Origin of the sequence: Frankia sp. QA3 (assembly GCF_000262465.1) — a bacterium.
Lineage (GTDB): Bacteria > Actinomycetota > Actinomycetes > Frankiales > Frankiaceae > Frankia.
Window position 1 is genome coordinate 4,428,168 of sequence record NZ_CM001489.1, and the last position, 17,534, is coordinate 4,445,701.

The following is a 17,534-nucleotide window of genomic DNA, read 5'->3' on the forward strand; positions in this document are numbered from 1 at the left end:
GCCGACCCATGGCCGAGCATGCGCGCGCCCCCTCGCGGCGCCCCGGCCGCGCCGCCACCGGGCGCACCCCTTCGGATCAGGGCGTCGCCCTGCCCGAAGGGGTGGCATGCCGGCGGAGCCGGGCCTGCGGGCCCGGCGGGACCCGGCCAGGTTCAGGGCTTCGCGTCCCAGCCCGGCGCGACACCGTCGTCCTCCCCGGCGCTGTCCTCCCCGGCGCCGTCATTCCCGGCGGTGTCGGTCTTCCCGGCGGTGTCGGTCTTCCCGGTGGCCGCCGGCTCGCCCTCGTCGCCGGCGAGGATGCGGTAGAGGCTGCGGCGGGTCTCGGTGAGCAGGGACCGGGCGGCGGCAATCTGCGCGTCGTCCCCGGCCTGGGCGACCTGGACGACCGCCGCACCTACCGCGAAGGCCAGGGAGCGCAGACTGGTCAGCTCGTCGTCGGCGCTGGCCGCGGCGGTCTCCCAGGGCTTGCGCTGCCCCGCCCGGGACTCGACGTGGGCCCGGCCGGCGTCGGTGAGGTGGAAGACCCGCCTACCCTCCGCCTCCTGCGCGCGCACGAGGCCCTCGTCGGCGAGCAGGGACAGCACCGGGTACACGGACCCGGGGCTCGGCCGCCAGGTGCCGCCGCTGCGCTCGGCCAGCTCGCGGATCATCTGGTAGCCGTGCATCGGCTGCTCGGCAAGCAGGGCCAGCAACGCCTCGCGGACGTCACCGCGGCCCACCCGCGGCCCACGGCCGAAACCCCCCGGACCGCCGAAGCCCGGACCGAACCCGGGACCCGGGAAGCCGGCGAACGGCGGCCAGCCCGGACCGCCCCGGCGCCCGCGCGGCCGGCCCTCGCCGGGCCCGCCGTGCTCACGCCGCCCGCCGCCATGTCCGCCGCGCGCCGTGTGGCTGGTGTGGTCGCGGGCCGCCGAGTCCTTCGTCCCGCAGCCACGGGCCTCGCGCTCCGCCCAGCCGGCCATCGTCTCGAAGAACTCCGACAGCCTCGCGGGATCGAACCCCGTTGCGCGCCCCCATCGGCCCCAGGGGCCTGGTATCGCTTGGGATGTCATGATCCTTTCCTTTCATGTCCATGGACGACCAACAGAGGTCGCCCGCACGCCATCACGTACGCTCACGATATATCGCGATGCTACGAACGACAAGATGGCCTGGGCGATGCCCTGGACCTGGCCGGTACGATCGGCGCTCGCATTCCGTAGGATTAGCTCGTGATCATTTCTGTGTCCGGAGAGAACGGGCACGGCGGGGACGCCGTCACCCCGCTCGAAGCAGCTTTCGAGGAACGTGCCTGCGCGCAGCGCGCGGGTACCGACGTGTTCATCGAAGGGGTGAACCTGGCGCTGCTCGGCCGCGTCGAGCAGCTCCGCATCCGCCCCACGAACGCGTCGGGCACGGTCGACGACGACGGGCCGCACGAGGTCCGCCTGGAGGCGGCCGACGACGGGCCGCGCACCGGCTGCACGTGTCCCGAGGGCGCAACCGGCTCGTTCTGCCGCCACGCGGTCGCCGTCGCCCTGGTCGCCACCGGCTCGGCGGGCCTCGCCGAGGACGACGAGGACGCCGACGACGATGAGGACAACGGCGGGATCATCGGTGAGGGCTCACTGTTCACCGACGACCCGGTACACGCCGCGATGCGGGTGTTTCTCAGCCGCGTCCCCCGCGCCGAGCTCGTGGAGACCCTGCTCGACGCCGCGGACGACAACGAGGCGGTCGCCGACGCCCTCTGGGAGGCCACGGTTGCCTGGCACGGCCGCCAGCACGGCGCCGCCCCCTCAGCCTGACCCCCCTCCGCCCAGCAGGCGATCTGACGGAAAGCGGCAGCCACCCCGAGGCCAGGGGCCCCCGCGAAGCGCCGAAGGCCCCCCGCCCCACCCAGAAAGATCGCCGAAGGCGATCTGACGGAAAGCGGCAGCCACCCCAAGGCCAGGGGCCCCCGCGAAGCGCCGAAGGCCCCCCGCCCCACCCAGAAAGATCGCCGAAGGCGATCTGACGGAAAGCGGCAGCCACCCCGAGGCCAGGGGCCCCCGCGAAGCGCCGAAGGCGCTTCACGGGGTAAGGCCTTACTCCACCGTGACGGACTTGGCGAGGTTGCGCGGCTGGTCCACGTCGAGGCCGCGGGCTAGGGCGAGTTCGCAGGCGAACACCTGCAGCGGCAGGGTCGTCACCAGGGGTGCGAACAGGGACGAGGTCGCCGGCACGCGGATGAGATGGTCGGCGTAGGGCTCCACCGCGACGTCGCCGTCCTCGGCGATCACAATGGTCCGCGCGCCGCGCGCCCGAACCTCCTGGATGTTGGAGACGATCTTGTCGTGCAGGTGCGCACGCCCGTGCGGTGACGGCACGACGACGATCACCGGCAGGCCCGGTTCGATGAGTGCGATCGGCCCGTGCTTGAGTTCGCCGGCCGGGAAGCCCTCGGCGTGCATGTAGGCGAGTTCCTTGAGCTTGAGCGCCCCCTCCAGCGCCACCGGGTAGCCCACGTGGCGGCCGAGGAAGAGCACGGCCTTGGCGTCGACCAGGCCGCGGGCAAGCTCGCGGATCGGTTCGAGCCGGCCCAGCGTCCGCTCCACCAGGTCGGGCATCCGCTGCAGCCGCTCGACGTAGGCGGCGACCTCGTCGCCGTAGAGCACGCCGCGCACCTGCGCCAGGTACAGGCCGACGAGCAGGCAGGCCGCGACCTGGCCGAGGAAGGTCTTGGTCGAGGCGACGCCCACCTCCGGCCCGCAGCGGGTGTACAGCACCGCGTCGGACTCCCGCGGGATCGTCGACCCGTTGGTGTTGCAGATCGCCAGCACCCGGGCCTTCTGCTCGCGGGCGTGCTTGACGGCCATGAGCGTGTCCAGCGTCTCGCCGCTCTGGCTGATCGCGATGACGAGCGTGGAGCGGTCCAGCACCGGGTCCCGGTAGCGGAACTCCGAGGCCATCTCGACCTCGCAGGGCAGCCGCGTCCAGTGCTCGATGGCGTACTTCGCGATGAGGCCGGCGTGATAAGCCGTCCCGCAGGCGACGATGAAGACCTTGTCGACGTCCCGGAAGTCCTGGACGGACAGCCGCTCCTCGTCGAGGACGATCGCGCCGTCGGCGGACAGCCGGCCCCGCAGGGTGTCCGCGAGCGCGGTCGGCTGCTCGTTGATCTCCTTGAGCATGAAGTACGGGTAGCCGCCCTTCTCGGCGGCGCTCGCGTCCCAGTCGACGTGGTAGCGGCGCCCCTCGACGACCTCGCCGGCGAAGTCGGTCACGGTGACGCCGTCCCGGCGGGCCTCGACCACCTGGTCCTGCCCGATCTCCAATGCCTGACGGGTGTGGGCGATGAACGCCGAGACGTCGCTGGCGAGGAAGGCTTCGCCCTCCCCCAGCCCGACGACCAGCGGGCTGTTGCGCCGGGCGCCGACGACCACCTCGGGGAAGTCCCGGTGCAGCACGACGAGGGTGAAGGCCCCCCCCAGCCGGCGGCAGACGCGCTGCAGCGCCACGGTCAACGGGTGCGCCCCCGGCTCGGCGGTGAGGCCGGACGGCGCGCCGGGGCCGGGCGCGGCACCCGTGCCGGGGCGGGTCGGTCGGGGGGTGACGTCCTCCGGGACCGCCGCTGCCGGCGCGGCAGCGGCGTTACCCAGCTCGACCTCCAGCAGATGGGCGACGACCTCGGTGTCGGTCTCGCTCGCGAGCTCGTGCCCGATCGCCTCCAGTTCGGCGCGAAGCGCGGCGAAGTTCTCGATGATGCCGTTGTGGATGACTGCGATCGCGCCGGTGCAGTCGGTGTGGGGGTGGGCGTTGGCGTCGGTCGGGCCGCCGTGGGTGGCCCACCGGGTGTGCCCCATCCCGGTCGTCCCGGGCATCGGATCCGCCTCCGAGCCCTCGGACAGCAGCTTCTCCAGGTTGGCGAGCTTGCCGGCCCGCCGCGCCGTCCGCAGGGCCCCGGCGCCGACGACCGCGACGCCGGAGGAGTCGTAGCCGCGGTACTCGAGGCGCCGCAGACCGTTCAACGCGACGTCCAGGGCCGACTGGTCACCGACGTATCCGATGATCCCGCACATGCGCCTCAGCGTACGCAGGTTCCCCGGGCGGGCGGACGTGCCCGGCCGAATGGCCTGCGAGTTGTCCTGCCGTGGCCTCGCCGGCGGGTTCAGCGAGCAGGTTCAGCGAGGAGCCGGCAGCGCAGCGCGGACGACGGCCGCGAGGCGCTGAGCGGTGTCTCGCGCAACGGCGTCGGTCTCCGCCTCCACCATCACACGGACCAGCGGCTCGGTGCCGGAGGGCCGCAGCAGCACCCTGCCGCCGTCACCGAGCTCGGCCTCGGCAGCGGCGACGGCGGCCAGCAGCTCGGGCGAGGCGCCCGCCCGGGTCCGGTCAACACCACGCACGTTGACGAGCACCTGTGGCAGCCGAGTCATGGCCTTGGCGAGCTCGCCGAGGGGCTGGCCGGTCTCGGCGACCCGACCGAGCAGTCGCAGCGCCGTCAGCAGCCCGTCGCCGGTGGTGGCGTGATCGAGGAAGACGACGTGCCCACTTTGCTCGCCGCCGAGCACGTAGCCGCCGGCGCGCATCGCCTCCACCACGTACCGGTCACCGACGGGCGTGGTCACGACGGTGATCCCGGCCTCGCGCATCGCGTGCCGGAAGCCCAGGTTCGACATCACGGTGACGACGACCGTGTTGTCGGCCAGCTCGCCGCGCTCAGCCATGGCGAGCGCGCAGATGGCAAGGATCTGGTCGCCGTCGACGATCTCACCGGCGGCGTCCACCGCGAGGCAGCGGTCCGCGTCGCCGTCGTGGGCGATGCCGACGTCGGCGGCCTGTTCGACAACCGCCGCCCGCAGGCTGTCCAGATGGGTGACGCCGCTGCCGTCATTGATCGCCGTGCCGTCGCCGTCGGCGTGCAGCGCGACGACATCCGCACCGGCGGCGCGCAGCACCCGCGGCGCGAGCGCCCAGGCCGCGCCCTGGGCGCAGTCGACGACGACCCGCAGGCCGTCGAGCCGCACCGGAAGTGCGGCGAGCAGGTGGTCCGCGTAGCGGTCGAGAAGCTCCGGTTCGTCCCGGATTCGCCCGACGTCGGCACCGACGGGTCGGGGGCCGGGCGGTTGCGCCATCCGCCGCTCGATGGCGTCCTCGACCTCGTCGGGGAGTTTGAGCCCGCCGGCGGCGAACAGCTTGATGCCGTTGTCCGGCATGGGGTTGTGGCTGGCGGAGAGCACCACACCGAAGGTCGCGCCGCTGGCGGCAACCGCGTGCGCCACGGCCGGGGTCGGCGCCACGCCGATCCGGGCGACGTCGGCACCCGAGGCGGCCAAGCCGGCGACGACCGCGGCCTCGAGGAACTCCCCGGACGGACGGGTGTCCCGACCGACGACGACGAGCGGCCGATGCCTCACCGGCTCGGTGGAGCGGCCGCCCGGAGCGCCGAGTAGTTCCACGGCCGCGGAGGCCAGCGACAACGCCTGCTCCGCGGTGAGGTTCACGTTCGCCACGCCTCGCACGCCGTCGGTACCGAAGAGCCTCGTCACTGAGGTCCCCCATGCAGTCGAAGGTTCAGGCGGAGACCGAGGCACGCACCGGCGGCACCCGTCCCCTTCGCGGGCACGCCCCCGCGAGGGTGCGCCCGCGAAGAGGACGCAAGGTCAGCGCTTGCTGTACTGCGGAGCCTTGCGGGCCTTCTTCAGCCCGTACTTCTTACGCTCCTTGACCCGGGCGTCTCGGGTCAGGAAGCCGGCCTTCTTGAGAGTAGGCCGTGACTCCTCCTCCGCCAACGTCAGCGCGCGGGCGAGGGCGAGTCGAAGTGCGCCGGCCTGGCCCGACACACCGCCGCCGTGCAGCCGGGCGACGATGTCGTACGACTCGGCCTTGTCCAGCGCCTTCAGCGGCTCGTTGACGAGCTGCTGGTGCACCTTGTTCGGAAAGTACTGCTCCAGCGTCCGCCCGTTGAGCGTCCACTTCCCCGTGCCCGGGAGCAGTCGCACACGGACGACCGCCTCCTTGCGCCGCCCGGTGGCGCGGGGGTTGCCCTGTACGTCGGTCACGACAGCCACGTCGCGTTCCTTCCTCGGTTGATGCGTGGTTCCCGTAGCCGGCGCCCGGAGCGGATCAGCACCGCCCACCGACCGGCTGGAGGAGGTCAGCGGTTACTGCGCGACCTGGATGATCTCGAACGGGGTGGGCTGCTGAGCGTCGTGCGGGTGCGTCGGCCCCGCGTAGACCTTCAGCTTGGTTCCCTGGGCGCGGCCGAGCTTGTTCTTCGGCAGCATGCCCTTGATGGCCTTCTCGATGATGATCTGCGGCCGCGTGTCGAGCAGCTCGCCGTACGAGGTGCTGCGCAGACCGCCCGGGAAACCCGAGTGCCGGTGGTACTGGGCCTGCTGGCGCTTGTTCCCGCTCAGCGCGACCTTGCCGGCGTTGACGACGATGACGAAGTCGCCCGTGTCGATGTGCGGGGCGAAGTACGGCTTGTGCTTGCCGCGCAGCAGCGCGGCGGCCTGGGTCGCCAGCCGACCGAGCACCACGTCGGTGGCATCGATGACGTGCCACACACGCTGGACATCCGCGGGCTTGGGCTGGTACGTGCGCACAGGTCTGCCTTCTCGTTCGGACGATCCCGCCCGGGAACTACGAGGGCCCCGGGCAGATCTCGTCAAGAATGGTGAGCGCGCAGACGGGACGTGTCACGCGCAGCAGTCTTTGAGGTTACCAGGCGATCGGAGCGGACCGCCGAGCGGCCCGCTCCGGCCAGCGCTGGTGGACCGCGCCCCCCGTACCACGCGTGCCCGACCCGCCCGGCCTGCCGGAACCTCGCTGGATGGTCAGTGTATCGGGCGGACTGGCGGCGGTACGCCCGAGCGGGGATGACCCCGCGCGGGCTGGCACCCTCCTGCGAGCTAGCTATTCTGACCGAGATGACTGAATTGGGTGGCGAGGGACACGAGAAGCGCGCGGGGTCGGGCACTCCGCGGCGCGACCGACCGGACCGCCCCGCCCGGTCGGACGACCCGACCGGGTCCGCCGGCAGGCCGTCCGGTCCCGCCGGGGATGGCGGGGCGGCTCCCGCCGGCACGGCCGGCCCGTCGAGTCCGGCGTCGGCCGGAGGTCAGGACCTGCGCGGTCGCTACGTCAGCTATGACGGTTGGACGCCCCCGAGCGACGATCCACTGTTCGGCGGCCCACGCAGCTACGCGTTCTCGTTCGACCACCTCGCCGCCTCCGGCGCGCGCCCGGACCCGGAGGACCGGGCCGGGTCGACCTCGTCCGAGGCCTCGACGCCCGAAGCCTCGACGCCCGAGGCCTCGACGCCCGAGTCGCCAACGTCCGAGTGGTCGTCGTCCGAGTGGTCGTCGTCGAAGCGTCCGATCACCTCCCCGGAGCGGCCGGCCGCACTGACGAGCTTGGCGGACGGCACCGGCACGGCAGGGACGCCCCCGGGCGCTGCCTCGGCAGCCGCGGCGGCCTGGCCGGGTCGCCACGAACGTCCGGCGTCCCGCCCCTCCAGCGAGGCTGCGGAATTCGGGACACCGCGGTCGGACCGGCTTGCCGCCGGTGACGCCGCGCCGACGAGCGCCGGCCCCGGGACTTCCGCGGACGCCGGGACCGGCTTCCCGCCGCGGCCGCAGACGGAGCAGTCGCCGTCCGAACCGCCGACCGGCTGGTCGATCCGGGGCTGGTCGGGCGCGCCCGGCCAGCTGACGGGCATCACTCCCCGCACCGGCCCGTATCCCCGCACCGACCCGAATCCCAGCACCGAGCCGCTTCCCCTCGCCGCGAGGATTCCCCCGGCCAGCACGACCGCCGCGACCGCCGCGACCGCCTGGGCCGACGTCGGTGACCTGGACGAACAGGCAGCGGTCGACGGCTACCCGGACGAGGACGGGTATCCCGACGAGCCCGACGGCGGCGGCGAACACGCCGACGCCGGTCCTCCCCCGGCGCGGACCGGCGAGCGGCCCGGTCTGGCGGGCCGGGCCGGCGGTTCCCGCCGGCTGCTGGCCATCGTCGCCGGTGCCGTCCTGATGCTCGTCGCGGCCGTGGCGATCGTCGCGTTGCGCGGCGGGAAGGACGAGGGCGGCGGCTCACCGACCGCAACGGGCACGCTGCCGCCGATACCGGCGAACTTCCTCGACAGCGCCGCGGTCGACTCGGATCCGCTGACCCCCGACGAGTTCTTCCCCGAGCCGTCGGTCGCTGTCGACGGGCGCGGTTACCAGCGGCTCGCGCGCAAGCTCGACACCGGCTGCCCGAACCTCACCGGCGACCTGATCGGCCAGTTGAAGGCCCCGCGCTGCCGGCAGGTGGTGCGCTCGCTGTTCCTCAGCCGCCCCCGGCAGGGCGAACGCCAGGTACTCGCGGGAGTCACCGTGTTCTCCCTGGACACCAGCGCGACGGCCACCCAGGGCGCGCAGGTGCTCAACCAGGGCCGCGGCGGCATCGTGCCGCTGCCGATTCCGGCGGGCTCGATCCAGAACGCGCAGATCACCGGCCCGGGTGGGAACAACTCCTGGCGCGGCGCGCTGAGCCGCGGGCACTACCTCGTCTACACCCAGGTTGCCTACGTCGACGGCACCCCGGGCACGGCAGCCGACCAGCCGTTGCGCAACGCCCAGACCGATCTGGCCACGCTGGCCACCGAGCCGATGGGTGACCGGGCGGTGCTCGGGCGCGGCCCGCGCAGCTGAGAATCCGGCTTACCTAGCTCCGCCAGCAGGGCAGGGTGGGAGCCGTCCGCCGACAGCGCCTCCCGCCGGCAGGGCCTCCCCCGGCAGGCATCAGCCGGACGGCGTGGTGGGCACGCGCACGGCCCGGGTCACCTCCGCCCGCGCCGCCAGCTCCGCGTCCGGGGGGTAGCGCACCTCGACCAGCGTCAGGCCGTGCGCGGGGGCGACGGTGACCGCCGGGTCCCGCATCCCGCGGCGCAGCACCGCCGCCGGCCACTGCGGCGGCCGGCGTCCCTCCCCCACCGCCAGCAGCGCCCCGACCAGCGCCCGGACCATCGAATGGCAGAAGGCGTCCGCCTCGACGTCGGCAACGACCACCCCGTCGGGGCGGCGCAGCACGTCGAGGCGCAGCAGGGTGCGCACGGTCGTCGCCCCCTCACGCCGCCGGCAGAAGGCCGCGAAGTCGTGCTCGCCGACCAGCAGCAACGCCGCCGATGCCATCGCCGGGGCGTCCAGCGGCCGCGGCCAGGCGAGCGTGTCGAAGCGCCGCAGCGGCTCGGCGCCGAACGCCGCGTCGGTGATCCGGTAGACGTAGCGCCGGGACAGCGCCGAGAACCGGGCGTCGAACCCGGCCGGGGCGGGCGCGAGACCGGTTACTCGGACCGACCGGTCGAGGACGCCGTTGAGCCGCCGAGCGAGCCCGCCGAGTGGCACGTCGGCAGGGAGGTCGACGTGGGCCACCTGCCCGGCGGCGTGCACGCCGGAGTCGGTGCGCCCAGCCACCGTCAGGCGCACGGCGGGCAGCCGGGCGACCCGGATGAGAGCGTCCTCCACGTCGCCCTGCACGGTCCGCTGGCCAGGCTGGCGGGCCCAGCCGGCGAACGGCGTGCCGTCGTAGGCGATGTCCAGGCGCAGCCGGACCAGGCCCGCCGCCATCGCCGTCACGTCCGCCGCAGCGCCGGGCACCGCGTGGGGCGCGCACGGACCGGATCCCACGACATCGGACATCTGTCTCTCCCCGTACGGCGGCGTGACGGTGGGGCACGACGCGGCGGACCGGACGGCGGGCCGAACGCCGCGACATGAACAGCGAAGGCCCGCCGCCCATGATGGGCGGCGGGCCTTGCGGGAGCTACTGGCGGGACGCGGGCAGCGGTGGCAAGCCGCGCCCTCGACGAGGGATCGCCGAGGTCAGGACTTCGACTTGGCCGAACCGTCGTCGTCCGTCGTCTCGGCGGTGCCCGCCGGGGCCTCGGACGCCTGGGCCGTGGGCTTCTCCTCGGCCGCGGGGGCCTGCTCCTCGGCGGACTGCGCGGCCACGGCGGCGGCGGTCGGCGACTCGCTCGCCAGGTCCTCCGCGGCCTCGGCGGTGGCACCGGTCGGCTTGCGCCGCTCCTCGAAGCGGGTACCGCGCGCGCGCTCGGCCTCGCCGACGGCCTGCTGGCCGACGGTCAGCGCCTCCACCAGCTCGATGCGGGCCAGCGGGGCGTTGTCACCCTTGCGGTTGCCGAGCTTGATGATCCGGGTGTAGCCACCGTTGCGGTTGGCATACCGCGGGCCGATCTCGGTGAACAGGGTGTGCACCACCGAGTTGTCCCGGACCTGGCGCATGACCCGGCGCCGGGCGTGCAGATCGCCGCGCTTGGCGAAGGTCACCAGCCGCTCGGCGTACGGGCGCAGCCGCTTCGCCTTGGCCTCGGTGGTGGTGATGCCGCCGTGCTCGAACAGCGCGGTGGCGAGGTTGGCCAGCAGCAGCCGCTCATGTGCGGGGCTGCCGCCGAGCCGGGCGCCCTTCGTTGGCGTGGGCATGATGAGTGCTCCTCGTTCCTTTCACTGTCCCGCCAGGCTGCCCGCCCGTAGGACGGCGGCGTGCGCCACCGGAGGTCGTCGAGGGCCCCCGCCGGTGGGCGGGGGCCCTCGTGAAGGTCAGTACTGCTCGGTCTCGACGAACTCCGCGCCGTCGTCGGACGGGTCGGAGAACGCCGGGTTGTAGCTGTCGGTGCCGTAGGTGTCCACGGCCTGACGCGGGTCGAATCCGGGCGGGGAGTCCTTGAGCTGCAGACCCATCGCGCCGAGCTTCGTCTTGACCTCGTCGATCGACTTCTGCCCGAAGTTGCGGATGTCGAGCAGGTCGGCCTCGCTGCGCGAGACCAGTTCGCCGATCGTGTGGATGCCCTCGCGCTTGAGGCAGTTGTAGGAGCGGACGGTCAGGTCCATCTCCTCGATCGGCAGCGCGAGGTCGGCCGCCAGCGCCGCATCCGCGGCGGACGGGCCGATGTCCACGCCCTCCGCCTCGGCGTTGAGCTCCTGGGCCAGCCCGAACAGGCCGACCAGGGTCTTGCCGGCGCTCGCCATCGCGTCGCGCGGGGAGATCGACGGCTTCGTCTCGACGTCGACGATGAGCCGGTCGAAGTCGGTGCGCTGCTCGACGCGGGTCGCCTCGACCTTGTAGGTCACCTTCAGCACCGGCGAGTAGATCGAGTCGATCGGGATCCGCCCGATCTCCTGGCCGGCCTGCTTGTTCTGAGCCGCGCTGACGTACCCGCGGCCCCGCTCGACGGTCAGCTCGATCTCGAGCTTGCCCTTGTCGTTGAGGGTGGCCAGGCGCAGCTCGGGGCTGTGCACCTCGACGCCGGCCGGCGGGGCGATGTCCGCCGCGGTGACCTCGCCGGGTCCCTGCTTGCGCAGGTACATCACCGTCGGCTCGTCGTTGTCGGAGCTGACGACCAGTTCCTTGAGGTTCAGGATCAGGTCGGTCACGTCCTCCTTGACACCGGGCACGGTGGAGAACTCGTGCAGCACCCCGTCGATGCGGATGCTGGTCACCGAGGCGCCGGGGATGGAGGACAGCAGGGTCCGGCGCAGCGAGTTGCCGAGGGTGTAACCGAAGCCCGGCTCCAGCGGCTCGATCACGAAACGTGACCGGAACTCGGAGATCGGGTCCTCGACGAGGGTGGGGCGCTGAGCGATCAGCATGAGTACGTCCTTCCGACCACGGCGACCGCCATATGACGCCGTGTGGTGCGGGCTCCCGGGCTGGGAGCCGGCGGGTGGGACATCGGTCCGTGCCACCCGCGGGCCCGGTGCCCGCCCGCCCACCCGGTGAACCACCCGGACGGCGCGCACGGCACCGGTTGTCGCTCCTCCAGTGTGCTCCGCCGCCGCGCGGCGGTGACGGGCACGGTGCCACCGGCCCCGGTGGCGGGAGGACAGGTCGCCCCCGGGGCGGCGAGCCGGTGGCCGGAGCCACCCTTACGCCGCCCCGGGGGCGTCCGGCTCTACTTGGAGTAGAGCTCGACGATCAACTGCTCCTGGACCTGGGTGTCGATGACCTGCCGAGCCGGCAGGGAGTGCACCAGGATCCGCATCTGGCTCGGAATGGCCTCCAGCCACGCCGGGACGGCCCGGCCCTGGCCCGCGGTCTCCCGGGCGACGATGAACGGGGTGAGCTCCCGGGCCTTCGGCGCGATCTCGACGATGTCGTTCTCGCTGATCCGGTAGCTCGGGATGTCGACCTTGCGCCCGTTGACCTGGACGTGGCCGTGCCGGACGGCCTGGCGGGCGGCGTCGCGGGACGGCGCGAAGCCGCCCCGGTAGACGACGTTGTCGAGCCGCGACTCGAGGATCTTCAGCAGCTCGTCACCGGTCTTGCCGGCCCGACGGTTCGCCTCGTCGTAGTAGCCCCGGAACTGCTTCTCCAGGATGCCGTAGATCCGCGCGCACTTCTGCTTCTCGCGCTTCTGCAGCAGGTACTCGGAGTCCTTGGTGCGGCCCCGGCCGTGCTCGCCCGGCGGGTAGGGCCGGATCTCGATCGGGCACTTCGGGGTGTCGCACTTGCTGCCCTTGAGGTACAGCTTCGTCTTCTCGCGGCGGCAACGCTTGCAGTCCGCGCCGGTGTAACGGGCCATCTAGTCCTTCTCTCTCGTCTCCTGGCGCGAACTCGAACGCGACGCCACGACTCCGGCCGGGACGCCCCGGCCGCGGTCGCCACGCCGCACGGTCACACCCTGCGCCGCTTCGGCGGGCGGCAACCGTTGTGCGGGGTCGGGGTGACGTCCTGGATCGCCCCGACCTCCAGGCCCGCGGCCTGCAGCGAGCGGATCGCGGTCTCCCGGCCGGAACCCGGGCCCTTCACGAACACGTCGACCTTGCGCATCCCGTGCTCCTGCGCCTTGCGGGCCGCGTTCTCGGCGGCCATCTGCGCGGCGAAGGGGGTCGACTTCCGGGAGCCCTTGAAGCCGACGTGGCCGGCGGAGGCCCAGGAGATCACATTCCCGGTGGGATCGGTGATCGAGACGATCGTGTTGTTGAACGTGCTCTTGATGTGAGCGTGCCCGTGGGCGACGTTCTTCTTTTCCTTGCGCCGGACCTTCTTGGCGCCGGCAGCGCGAGTCTTGGGAGGCATCTTCGCGTGTGGTCTCCGTCTGCGAGGTCGTCGATCAGTGGTCGTCCGAGAGCGGGCCGAGCGGCCCGCCGGGCGCCCTGACTACTTCTTGCCGGCCTTCTTCTTACCGGCGATGGCACGGCGCGGGCCCTTGCGGGTACGGGCGTTGGTGTGCGTCCGCTGACCGTGGACCGGCAGGTTCCGCCGGTGCCGGAGGCCCTGGTAGCAGCCGATCTCCATCTTGCGCCGGATGTCCTGCTTGATCTCCCGGTTGAGGTCGCCCTCCACCCGGTAGTTCGCGTCGATCCACTCACGCAGCCGGACGATCTCGTCCTCGCTCAGGTCGCGGACGCGGGTGTCCGGGTTGACCCCGGTGGCGGCGAGGGTTTCCCGGGAGCGAGTGCGGCCGATCCCGAAGATGTAGGTCAGGGCGATCTCGACCCGCTTCTCGCGGGGAAGATCGACGCCCGAGAGGCGTGCCATGAACGGATGTTTCCTTCCTGCAACCGGAGGCCTCGGGCGATGCCGCCCCGACCGGCTCCGGGCCGACCGGGCCCCGGCCTCCGACCGGGGGTGGAACGTCCCGTGCGGGACGCCTGACATCGCTTGGGTGCGGTGGACTCAAGCCGGACCCGGTGGTGCGCATGCACGCTCCACCGGTCCGGTGAGGCCCACCCGTCAGGAGCTCAGCCCTGACGCTGCTTGTGACGCAGGTTTTCGCAGATGACCATGACACGCCCGTGGCGGCGGATCACCTTGCACTTGTCACAGATCTTCTTGACGCTGGGCTTGACCTTCACGGCTGTTGCGGACCTCCTGCGCAGCCGCGGGCCGCGCGTGGCGATGGGTGGTGGTACGGGCGATGAGGAGGAGATCGACTACTTGTAGCGGTAGACGATGCGGCCGCGAGACAGGTCGTAGGGCGAGAGCTCGACCACGACGCGGTCCTCCGGCAGGATCCGGATGTAGTGCTGGCGCATCTTGCCGCTGATGTGGGCGAGAACGCGATGACCGTTCTGGAGCTCCACCCGGAACATTGCGTTCGGGAGTGGCTCCACCACACGGCCCTCGATCTCGATGGCCCCGTCCTTCTTCGGCATGTCCTCCGCTGTCCTGACGTCGACGACTGAATCGGCGGTTCGGCCGCGACCGGTCGAGCTACCCGGACATTCGTCCGGAAAGACCCAGGTCAGAAGCCCGGATTACCCAAAGGGAACCCCGACCACCAACCACACTGCCACCGACCGCAACTGCCACGAAACAGGACTGCTATCGACGCGGTGGAGCACACCGGCGTGAGGAGACCGCCAACTGGAGAGTGTACGTGGCCCATCCGTCAAGGGCCAACACAGGCTCAGCCGATGCCGGACGGGGCGTCCGCGGGCTGCCCGCAGGCGACACCGAGCGCGGCGAGCCGGGCGACCCCACCGTCGGGCTCGGTCAGTACCCAGGGGCCCCGCGGAGTGATCGCCACCGAGTGCTCGGTGTGCGCGGCCAGGCTGCCGTCCTCCGTCACGACGGTCCAGTCGTCGGAGAGCACGGACGTCTCGGGTGAGCCCGTGGTGATCATCGGCTCGATCGCCAGCGCCAGCCCCTCGACCAGCCGGATACCGCGGCCGGGGCGGCCGTAGTTGAGCACGTGCGGGGGCTGGTGCATCTCGGTGCCGATGCCGTGACCGCCGTAGTGGTCGACGATGCCGTAGCCATGCGGGCGGATGTGCCGCTCGACGGCGGCGCTGATGTCGGTGAGCTTGCCGCCGAGCTGGGCGGCGGCCAGGCCCGCCCACAGCGAGCCCTCACAGGTCGCTATGAGGTCGAGGGCCTCGGGGGCCACCTCGCCGACCGGGACGGTGATCGCCGCGTCCCCGTGCCAGCCGTCGACGATCGCGCCGCAGTCGATCGAGATGATGTCGCCCTCGCGCAGCACCCGCTTGCGCGTCGGGATCGCGTGGACGACCTCGTTGTTGACGGAGCTGCAGATCGACGCCGGGTACGGCGGCTGCGCGTAGCCCTTGAACGAGGGGATCCCGCCGTCGGCGCGGATCGTCTTCTCGGCGATCGCGTCCAGGTCCGCCGTAGTGACGCCGGGGGCGACCGCCTCACGCAGCCTGGCCAGCGTCTTGGCGACGAGCAGGCCGGCCACCCGCATCTTGGCGATCTCCGCCGCCGTCTTGATCTGGACGTGCTCTCGTCGCGCCACGCTCTCGCCTCGGTCTGTGTCCGTGTACTGGTCCGATCCGATGCTAGCCGCCGAGGTACCGGCAGGGCGGACGAGCATCCGATCTCCGGCGTCCACCTCGACGGCCACACCCGCCGCGAGGCCCCCACCCACCGCGGGGGCGGGCAGGCGCTGGGCGGCGGGTGCCTCAGTCTCCGTAGTGACGCAGGGCGTCGAGCGCCCGATCGGTGACGTTGTCCACCGGCCCGGTGGCGTCGATACCGATCAGGATGCCCTTCTCGGCGTAGTACGCCACCAGCGGCGACGTCTGGTCCGCGTACACCTCGAGCCGGTGGCGCACGGTCTCGGACCGGTCGTCGTCGCGCTGGAACAGATCGCCGCCACACCGGTCGCACACGTCCTCGACCGACGGCGGGTCGAAGTCGAGGTGCCAGATGTGGCCGCAGTTACGGCAGGTCCGCCGGCCGGAGAGCCGCCGCACCACCTCGTCGTCGTCGACGACGAGCTCCAGGACCACGTCCAGTCGGGTCCCCATCCCGTCGAGCATCTGCCCGAGCACCTCGGCCTGGGGAACGTTGCGGGGGAACCCGTCGAGCAGGAATCCCTTGACCGCGTCGTCCTCCGCGAGCCGGTTGCGAACCATCCCGATGGTGATCTCGTCGGGCACGAGGTCACCGGCATCCATGAAGGTCTTGGCCTTGACGCCCAGTTCGGTTCCCTGTCGCACGTTCGCTCGGAAGATGTCCCCAGTCGAGATCTTGGGGATGGACCGCGCCTGGGCAATGAACGCGGCCTGGGTACCCTTTCCGGCACCGGGCGGTCCCACCAGTACGAGGCGCACTACCGGAGGAAACCTTCGTAATTGCGGAGCATGAGCTGGCTTTCGATCTGCTTCACGGTTTCCAGCCCAACCCCCACCATGATCAGGACTGAGGTGCCCGCGAACGGGAACGGCTGGTCCTTGGTCAGGTTCAACAGTGCCAACGGAAGAACCGTGATCACCCCGAGGAACAGCGAGCCGGGGAGGGTGATCCGGTCAAGTACGTGTTTGAGGTACTCCGCCGTCGGGTTGCCCGGTCTGATCCCGGGGATGAACCCACCATACTTCTTCATGTTGTCCGCGACCTCCGTTGGGTTGAAGGTGATCGCAACATAGAAGTAGGTGAAGGCGATGATGAGTGCGAAGTACGTCACCAGGTAGAGCGGATGGTCCCCGCGAGAGAGATACCTCTGCTCGAAGTCCTGGAAGCCCTGGTTGCTCCACACCTGCCCGGCAAGCTGCGGGAGCTGCAGCAGGGAGGAGGCAAAGATGACGGGGATAATCCCGGCCTGGTTGACCTTGATCGGCAGGTAGGTGGAGGTGCCCCCGTACATTCGCCGGCCGATCAGCCGCTTCGCGTACTGGACCGGGATCCGCCGCTGGGACTGCTCGACGAACACCACGAAGACCATGATCGCGAGACCCAACAGGATCACCAGGCTGAACACCACGCCACCGGCGACCTGGAGGATCCGGCTGCCCTCGGAGGGAAGCCGCGCCGCGATCGAGGTGAAGATCAGCAAAGACATGCCGTTGCCGACGCCGCGCGCCGTGATCAGCTCGCCCATCCACATGATGACCGAGGTACCGGCGGTCATCGTGATGACGATCGTCGCGACCCGGAACAGGCTCGTGTCCGGGATGATGGCGGCCGAGCAGCTCGGGAAGAGCCGCCCGCTGCGGGCCAGCGCCACGATGCCGGTCGCCTGCAGCACGCCGAGCGCGATCGTCAGGTAGCGGGTGTACTGGGTGAGCTTCTGCTCGCCCGAGCTGCCTTCCTTCTTCAGCTGCTCGAGCCGGGGGATCACGACAACGAGCAGCTGGATGATGATGCTCGAGGTGATGTAGGGCATGATGCCGAGCGCGAAGATGGACAGCTGGAGCAGGGCGCCGCCGCTGAACAGGTTGATCAGCGAGTAGACGTTGCTGCTGTCGGCGCTCGCGCTGTTGAGGCAGATGTTGACCGCGCGGGTTGAGACGCCGGGCGACGGCATGACGCTGCCGAACCGGAACAGCACCACGATCCCGACGGTGAACAGCAGCTTCTTGCGCAGGTCAGGAGTGCGGAATGCCCGCGTGAAGGCGGTGAGCACGGCTCCTCCTGCTGGGATTGCGGACCGACGGGGAGTGGACATCCTGCCCTGTGCGGAGCGCCTACGGCGGCCGGCGGCCGACGTCGGTTAGGCGACTGTAACAGGACACCCGGTCCACTCGTCCGGACATCACGCCCAGTAAGCAGCGGTGGCCGGGAAGAACCAGCTGATGCCGGTGCGCGCCGGCTGCTGCGTG

Annotated in this window: 18 protein-coding genes; 2 read left to right on the forward strand and 16 right to left on the reverse strand. The window is 71.6% G+C overall.

From position 1 onward, the window contains the following. Window positions 1-152: 152 nt before the first annotated feature. Window positions 153-1,052, reverse strand: a complete 900-nt coding sequence (locus FRAQA3DRAFT_RS18070; RefSeq protein WP_009740492.1) for a PadR family transcriptional regulator — start codon at window positions 1,050-1,052, stop codon at window positions 153-155. Between the two features lie 159 nt (window positions 1,053-1,211). Here FRAQA3DRAFT_RS18070 and FRAQA3DRAFT_RS18075 point away from each other — a divergent pair, with 159 nt between their 5' ends. Further along, on the forward strand, window positions 1,212-1,787 hold the full coding sequence (locus FRAQA3DRAFT_RS18075; RefSeq protein ID WP_009740493.1) for an SWIM zinc finger domain-containing protein: 576 nt from the start codon (window positions 1,212-1,214) through the stop codon (window positions 1,785-1,787). A gap of 279 nt (window positions 1,788-2,066) precedes the next feature. On the opposite strand, the gene glmS is transcribed toward FRAQA3DRAFT_RS18075, so the two are convergent. From glmS to rplM, 4 genes are all read right to left on the reverse strand, one after another. Further along, window positions 2,067-4,040 carry a glutamine--fructose-6-phosphate transaminase (isomerizing) gene (gene glmS, locus FRAQA3DRAFT_RS18080; protein ID WP_009740494.1) on the reverse strand — a complete coding sequence of 658 codons (1,974 nt, stop codon included), beginning with the start codon at window positions 4,038-4,040 and terminating at the stop codon, window positions 2,067-2,069. 102 nt (window positions 4,041-4,142) lie between these two features. After that, window positions 4,143-5,510 (reverse strand): phosphoglucosamine mutase, encoded by a 1,368-nt coding sequence (glmM, locus tag FRAQA3DRAFT_RS18085; protein WP_009740495.1) that lies wholly within the window; start codon window positions 5,508-5,510, stop codon window positions 4,143-4,145. Window positions 5,511-5,624: 114 nt separating this feature from the next. Further along, complete coding sequence (gene rpsI, locus FRAQA3DRAFT_RS18090) at window positions 5,625-6,032, reverse strand: 30S ribosomal protein S9 (RefSeq protein WP_009740496.1); 408 nt, start codon at window positions 6,030-6,032, stop codon at window positions 5,625-5,627. Window positions 6,033-6,125: 93 nt separating this feature from the next. Beyond that, entirely contained in the window at window positions 6,126-6,569 is a 444-nt protein-coding gene (gene rplM, locus FRAQA3DRAFT_RS18095; RefSeq protein WP_009740497.1) for a 50S ribosomal protein L13, read from the reverse strand. Between the two features lie 324 nt (window positions 6,570-6,893). On the opposite strand from rplM, the gene FRAQA3DRAFT_RS18100 reads away from it, so the two are divergent. Beyond that, entirely contained in the window at window positions 6,894-8,663 is a 1,770-nt protein-coding gene (locus tag FRAQA3DRAFT_RS18100) for a hypothetical protein (RefSeq protein WP_232291654.1), read from the forward strand. A 90-nt stretch (window positions 8,664-8,753) separates the two neighbouring features. Here FRAQA3DRAFT_RS18100 and truA read toward each other — a convergent pair whose 3' ends face one another. The 11 genes from truA to secY all read right to left on the reverse strand — a co-directional run bounded on the left by truA (window position 8,754) and on the right by secY (window position 17,338). Beyond that, entirely contained in the window at window positions 8,754-9,578 is an 825-nt protein-coding gene (gene truA / locus FRAQA3DRAFT_RS18105; protein ID WP_035923068.1) for a tRNA pseudouridine(38-40) synthase TruA, read from the reverse strand. A 255-nt stretch (window positions 9,579-9,833) separates the two neighbouring features. Beyond that, window positions 9,834-10,451: a 50S ribosomal protein L17 gene (gene rplQ / locus FRAQA3DRAFT_RS18110; RefSeq protein ID WP_009740500.1), complete on the reverse strand. Its 618-nt coding sequence runs from the start codon at window positions 10,449-10,451 to the stop codon at window positions 9,834-9,836. A 117-nt stretch (window positions 10,452-10,568) separates the two neighbouring features. Beyond that, complete coding sequence (locus tag FRAQA3DRAFT_RS18115; protein ID WP_009740501.1) at window positions 10,569-11,618, reverse strand: DNA-directed RNA polymerase subunit alpha; 1,050 nt, start codon at window positions 11,616-11,618, stop codon at window positions 10,569-10,571. Between the two features lie 302 nt (window positions 11,619-11,920). Beyond that, window positions 11,921-12,550 carry a 30S ribosomal protein S4 gene (gene rpsD, locus FRAQA3DRAFT_RS18120; RefSeq protein WP_009740502.1) on the reverse strand — a complete coding sequence of 210 codons (630 nt, stop codon included), beginning with the start codon at window positions 12,548-12,550 and terminating at the stop codon, window positions 11,921-11,923. A gap of 92 nt (window positions 12,551-12,642) precedes the next feature. Further along, a complete protein-coding gene (gene rpsK / locus FRAQA3DRAFT_RS18125; RefSeq protein ID WP_009740503.1) occupies window positions 12,643-13,047 on the reverse strand; it encodes a 30S ribosomal protein S11 in 405 nt (134 codons plus the stop codon). A gap of 81 nt (window positions 13,048-13,128) precedes the next feature. Continuing rightward, the gene (gene rpsM, locus FRAQA3DRAFT_RS18130) at window positions 13,129-13,509 is read right to left on the reverse strand and encodes a 30S ribosomal protein S13 (RefSeq protein WP_009740504.1); all 381 of its coding nucleotides are present in this window, start codon (window positions 13,507-13,509) and stop codon (window positions 13,129-13,131) included. A gap of 203 nt (window positions 13,510-13,712) precedes the next feature. Continuing rightward, window positions 13,713-13,826, reverse strand: coding sequence for a 50S ribosomal protein L36 (gene rpmJ / locus FRAQA3DRAFT_RS33330; protein ID WP_009740505.1), 114 nt, complete (start codon window positions 13,824-13,826; stop codon window positions 13,713-13,715). A 78-nt stretch (window positions 13,827-13,904) separates the two neighbouring features. Continuing rightward, complete coding sequence (gene infA / locus FRAQA3DRAFT_RS18135; RefSeq protein ID WP_006541558.1) at window positions 13,905-14,126, reverse strand: translation initiation factor IF-1; 222 nt, start codon at window positions 14,124-14,126, stop codon at window positions 13,905-13,907. Between the two features lie 254 nt (window positions 14,127-14,380). Continuing rightward, window positions 14,381-15,226 (reverse strand): type I methionyl aminopeptidase, encoded by an 846-nt coding sequence (gene map / locus FRAQA3DRAFT_RS18140; RefSeq protein WP_035923069.1) that lies wholly within the window; start codon window positions 15,224-15,226, stop codon window positions 14,381-14,383. Between the two features lie 166 nt (window positions 15,227-15,392). Beyond that, window positions 15,393-16,046 carry an adenylate kinase gene (locus tag FRAQA3DRAFT_RS18145; protein WP_009740507.1) on the reverse strand — a complete coding sequence of 218 codons (654 nt, stop codon included), beginning with the start codon at window positions 16,044-16,046 and terminating at the stop codon, window positions 15,393-15,395. After that, window positions 16,046-17,338: a preprotein translocase subunit SecY gene (gene secY / locus FRAQA3DRAFT_RS18150; RefSeq protein ID WP_009740508.1), complete on the reverse strand. Its 1,293-nt coding sequence runs from the start codon at window positions 17,336-17,338 to the stop codon at window positions 16,046-16,048. Before secY ends, FRAQA3DRAFT_RS18145 begins: the two co-directional genes overlap by 1 nt. Window positions 17,339-17,534 lie beyond the last annotated feature (196 nt).

Excerpts from the sequence above, each read along its gene's own strand:
- FRAQA3DRAFT_RS18070 (WP_009740492.1), bottom strand. The coding sequence starts at position 1,052 with ATGACATCCCAAGCGATACCAGGCCCCTGGGGCCGATGGGGGCGCGCA.
- glmS (WP_009740494.1), bottom strand. The coding sequence starts at position 4,040 with ATGTGCGGGATCATCGGATACGTCGGTGACCAGTCGGCCCTGGACGTC.
- FRAQA3DRAFT_RS18100 (WP_232291654.1), top strand. The coding sequence starts at position 6,894 with ATGACTGAATTGGGTGGCGAGGGACACGAGAAGCGCGCGGGGTCGGGC.
- truA (WP_035923068.1), bottom strand. The coding sequence starts at position 9,578 with ATGGCGGCGGGCCTGGTCCGGCTGCGCCTGGACATCGCCTACGACGGC.
- rplQ (WP_009740500.1), bottom strand. The coding sequence starts at position 10,451 with ATGCCCACGCCAACGAAGGGCGCCCGGCTCGGCGGCAGCCCCGCACAT.
- FRAQA3DRAFT_RS18115 (WP_009740501.1), bottom strand. The coding sequence starts at position 11,618 with ATGCTGATCGCTCAGCGCCCCACCCTCGTCGAGGACCCGATCTCCGAG.
- rpsD (WP_009740502.1), bottom strand. The coding sequence starts at position 12,550 with ATGGCCCGTTACACCGGCGCGGACTGCAAGCGTTGCCGCCGCGAGAAG.
- rpsK (WP_009740503.1), bottom strand. The coding sequence starts at position 13,047 with ATGCCTCCCAAGACTCGCGCTGCCGGCGCCAAGAAGGTCCGGCGCAAG.
- rpsM (WP_009740504.1), bottom strand. The coding sequence starts at position 13,509 with ATGGCACGCCTCTCGGGCGTCGATCTTCCCCGCGAGAAGCGGGTCGAG.
- infA (WP_006541558.1), bottom strand. The coding sequence starts at position 14,126 with ATGCCGAAGAAGGACGGGGCCATCGAGATCGAGGGCCGTGTGGTGGAG.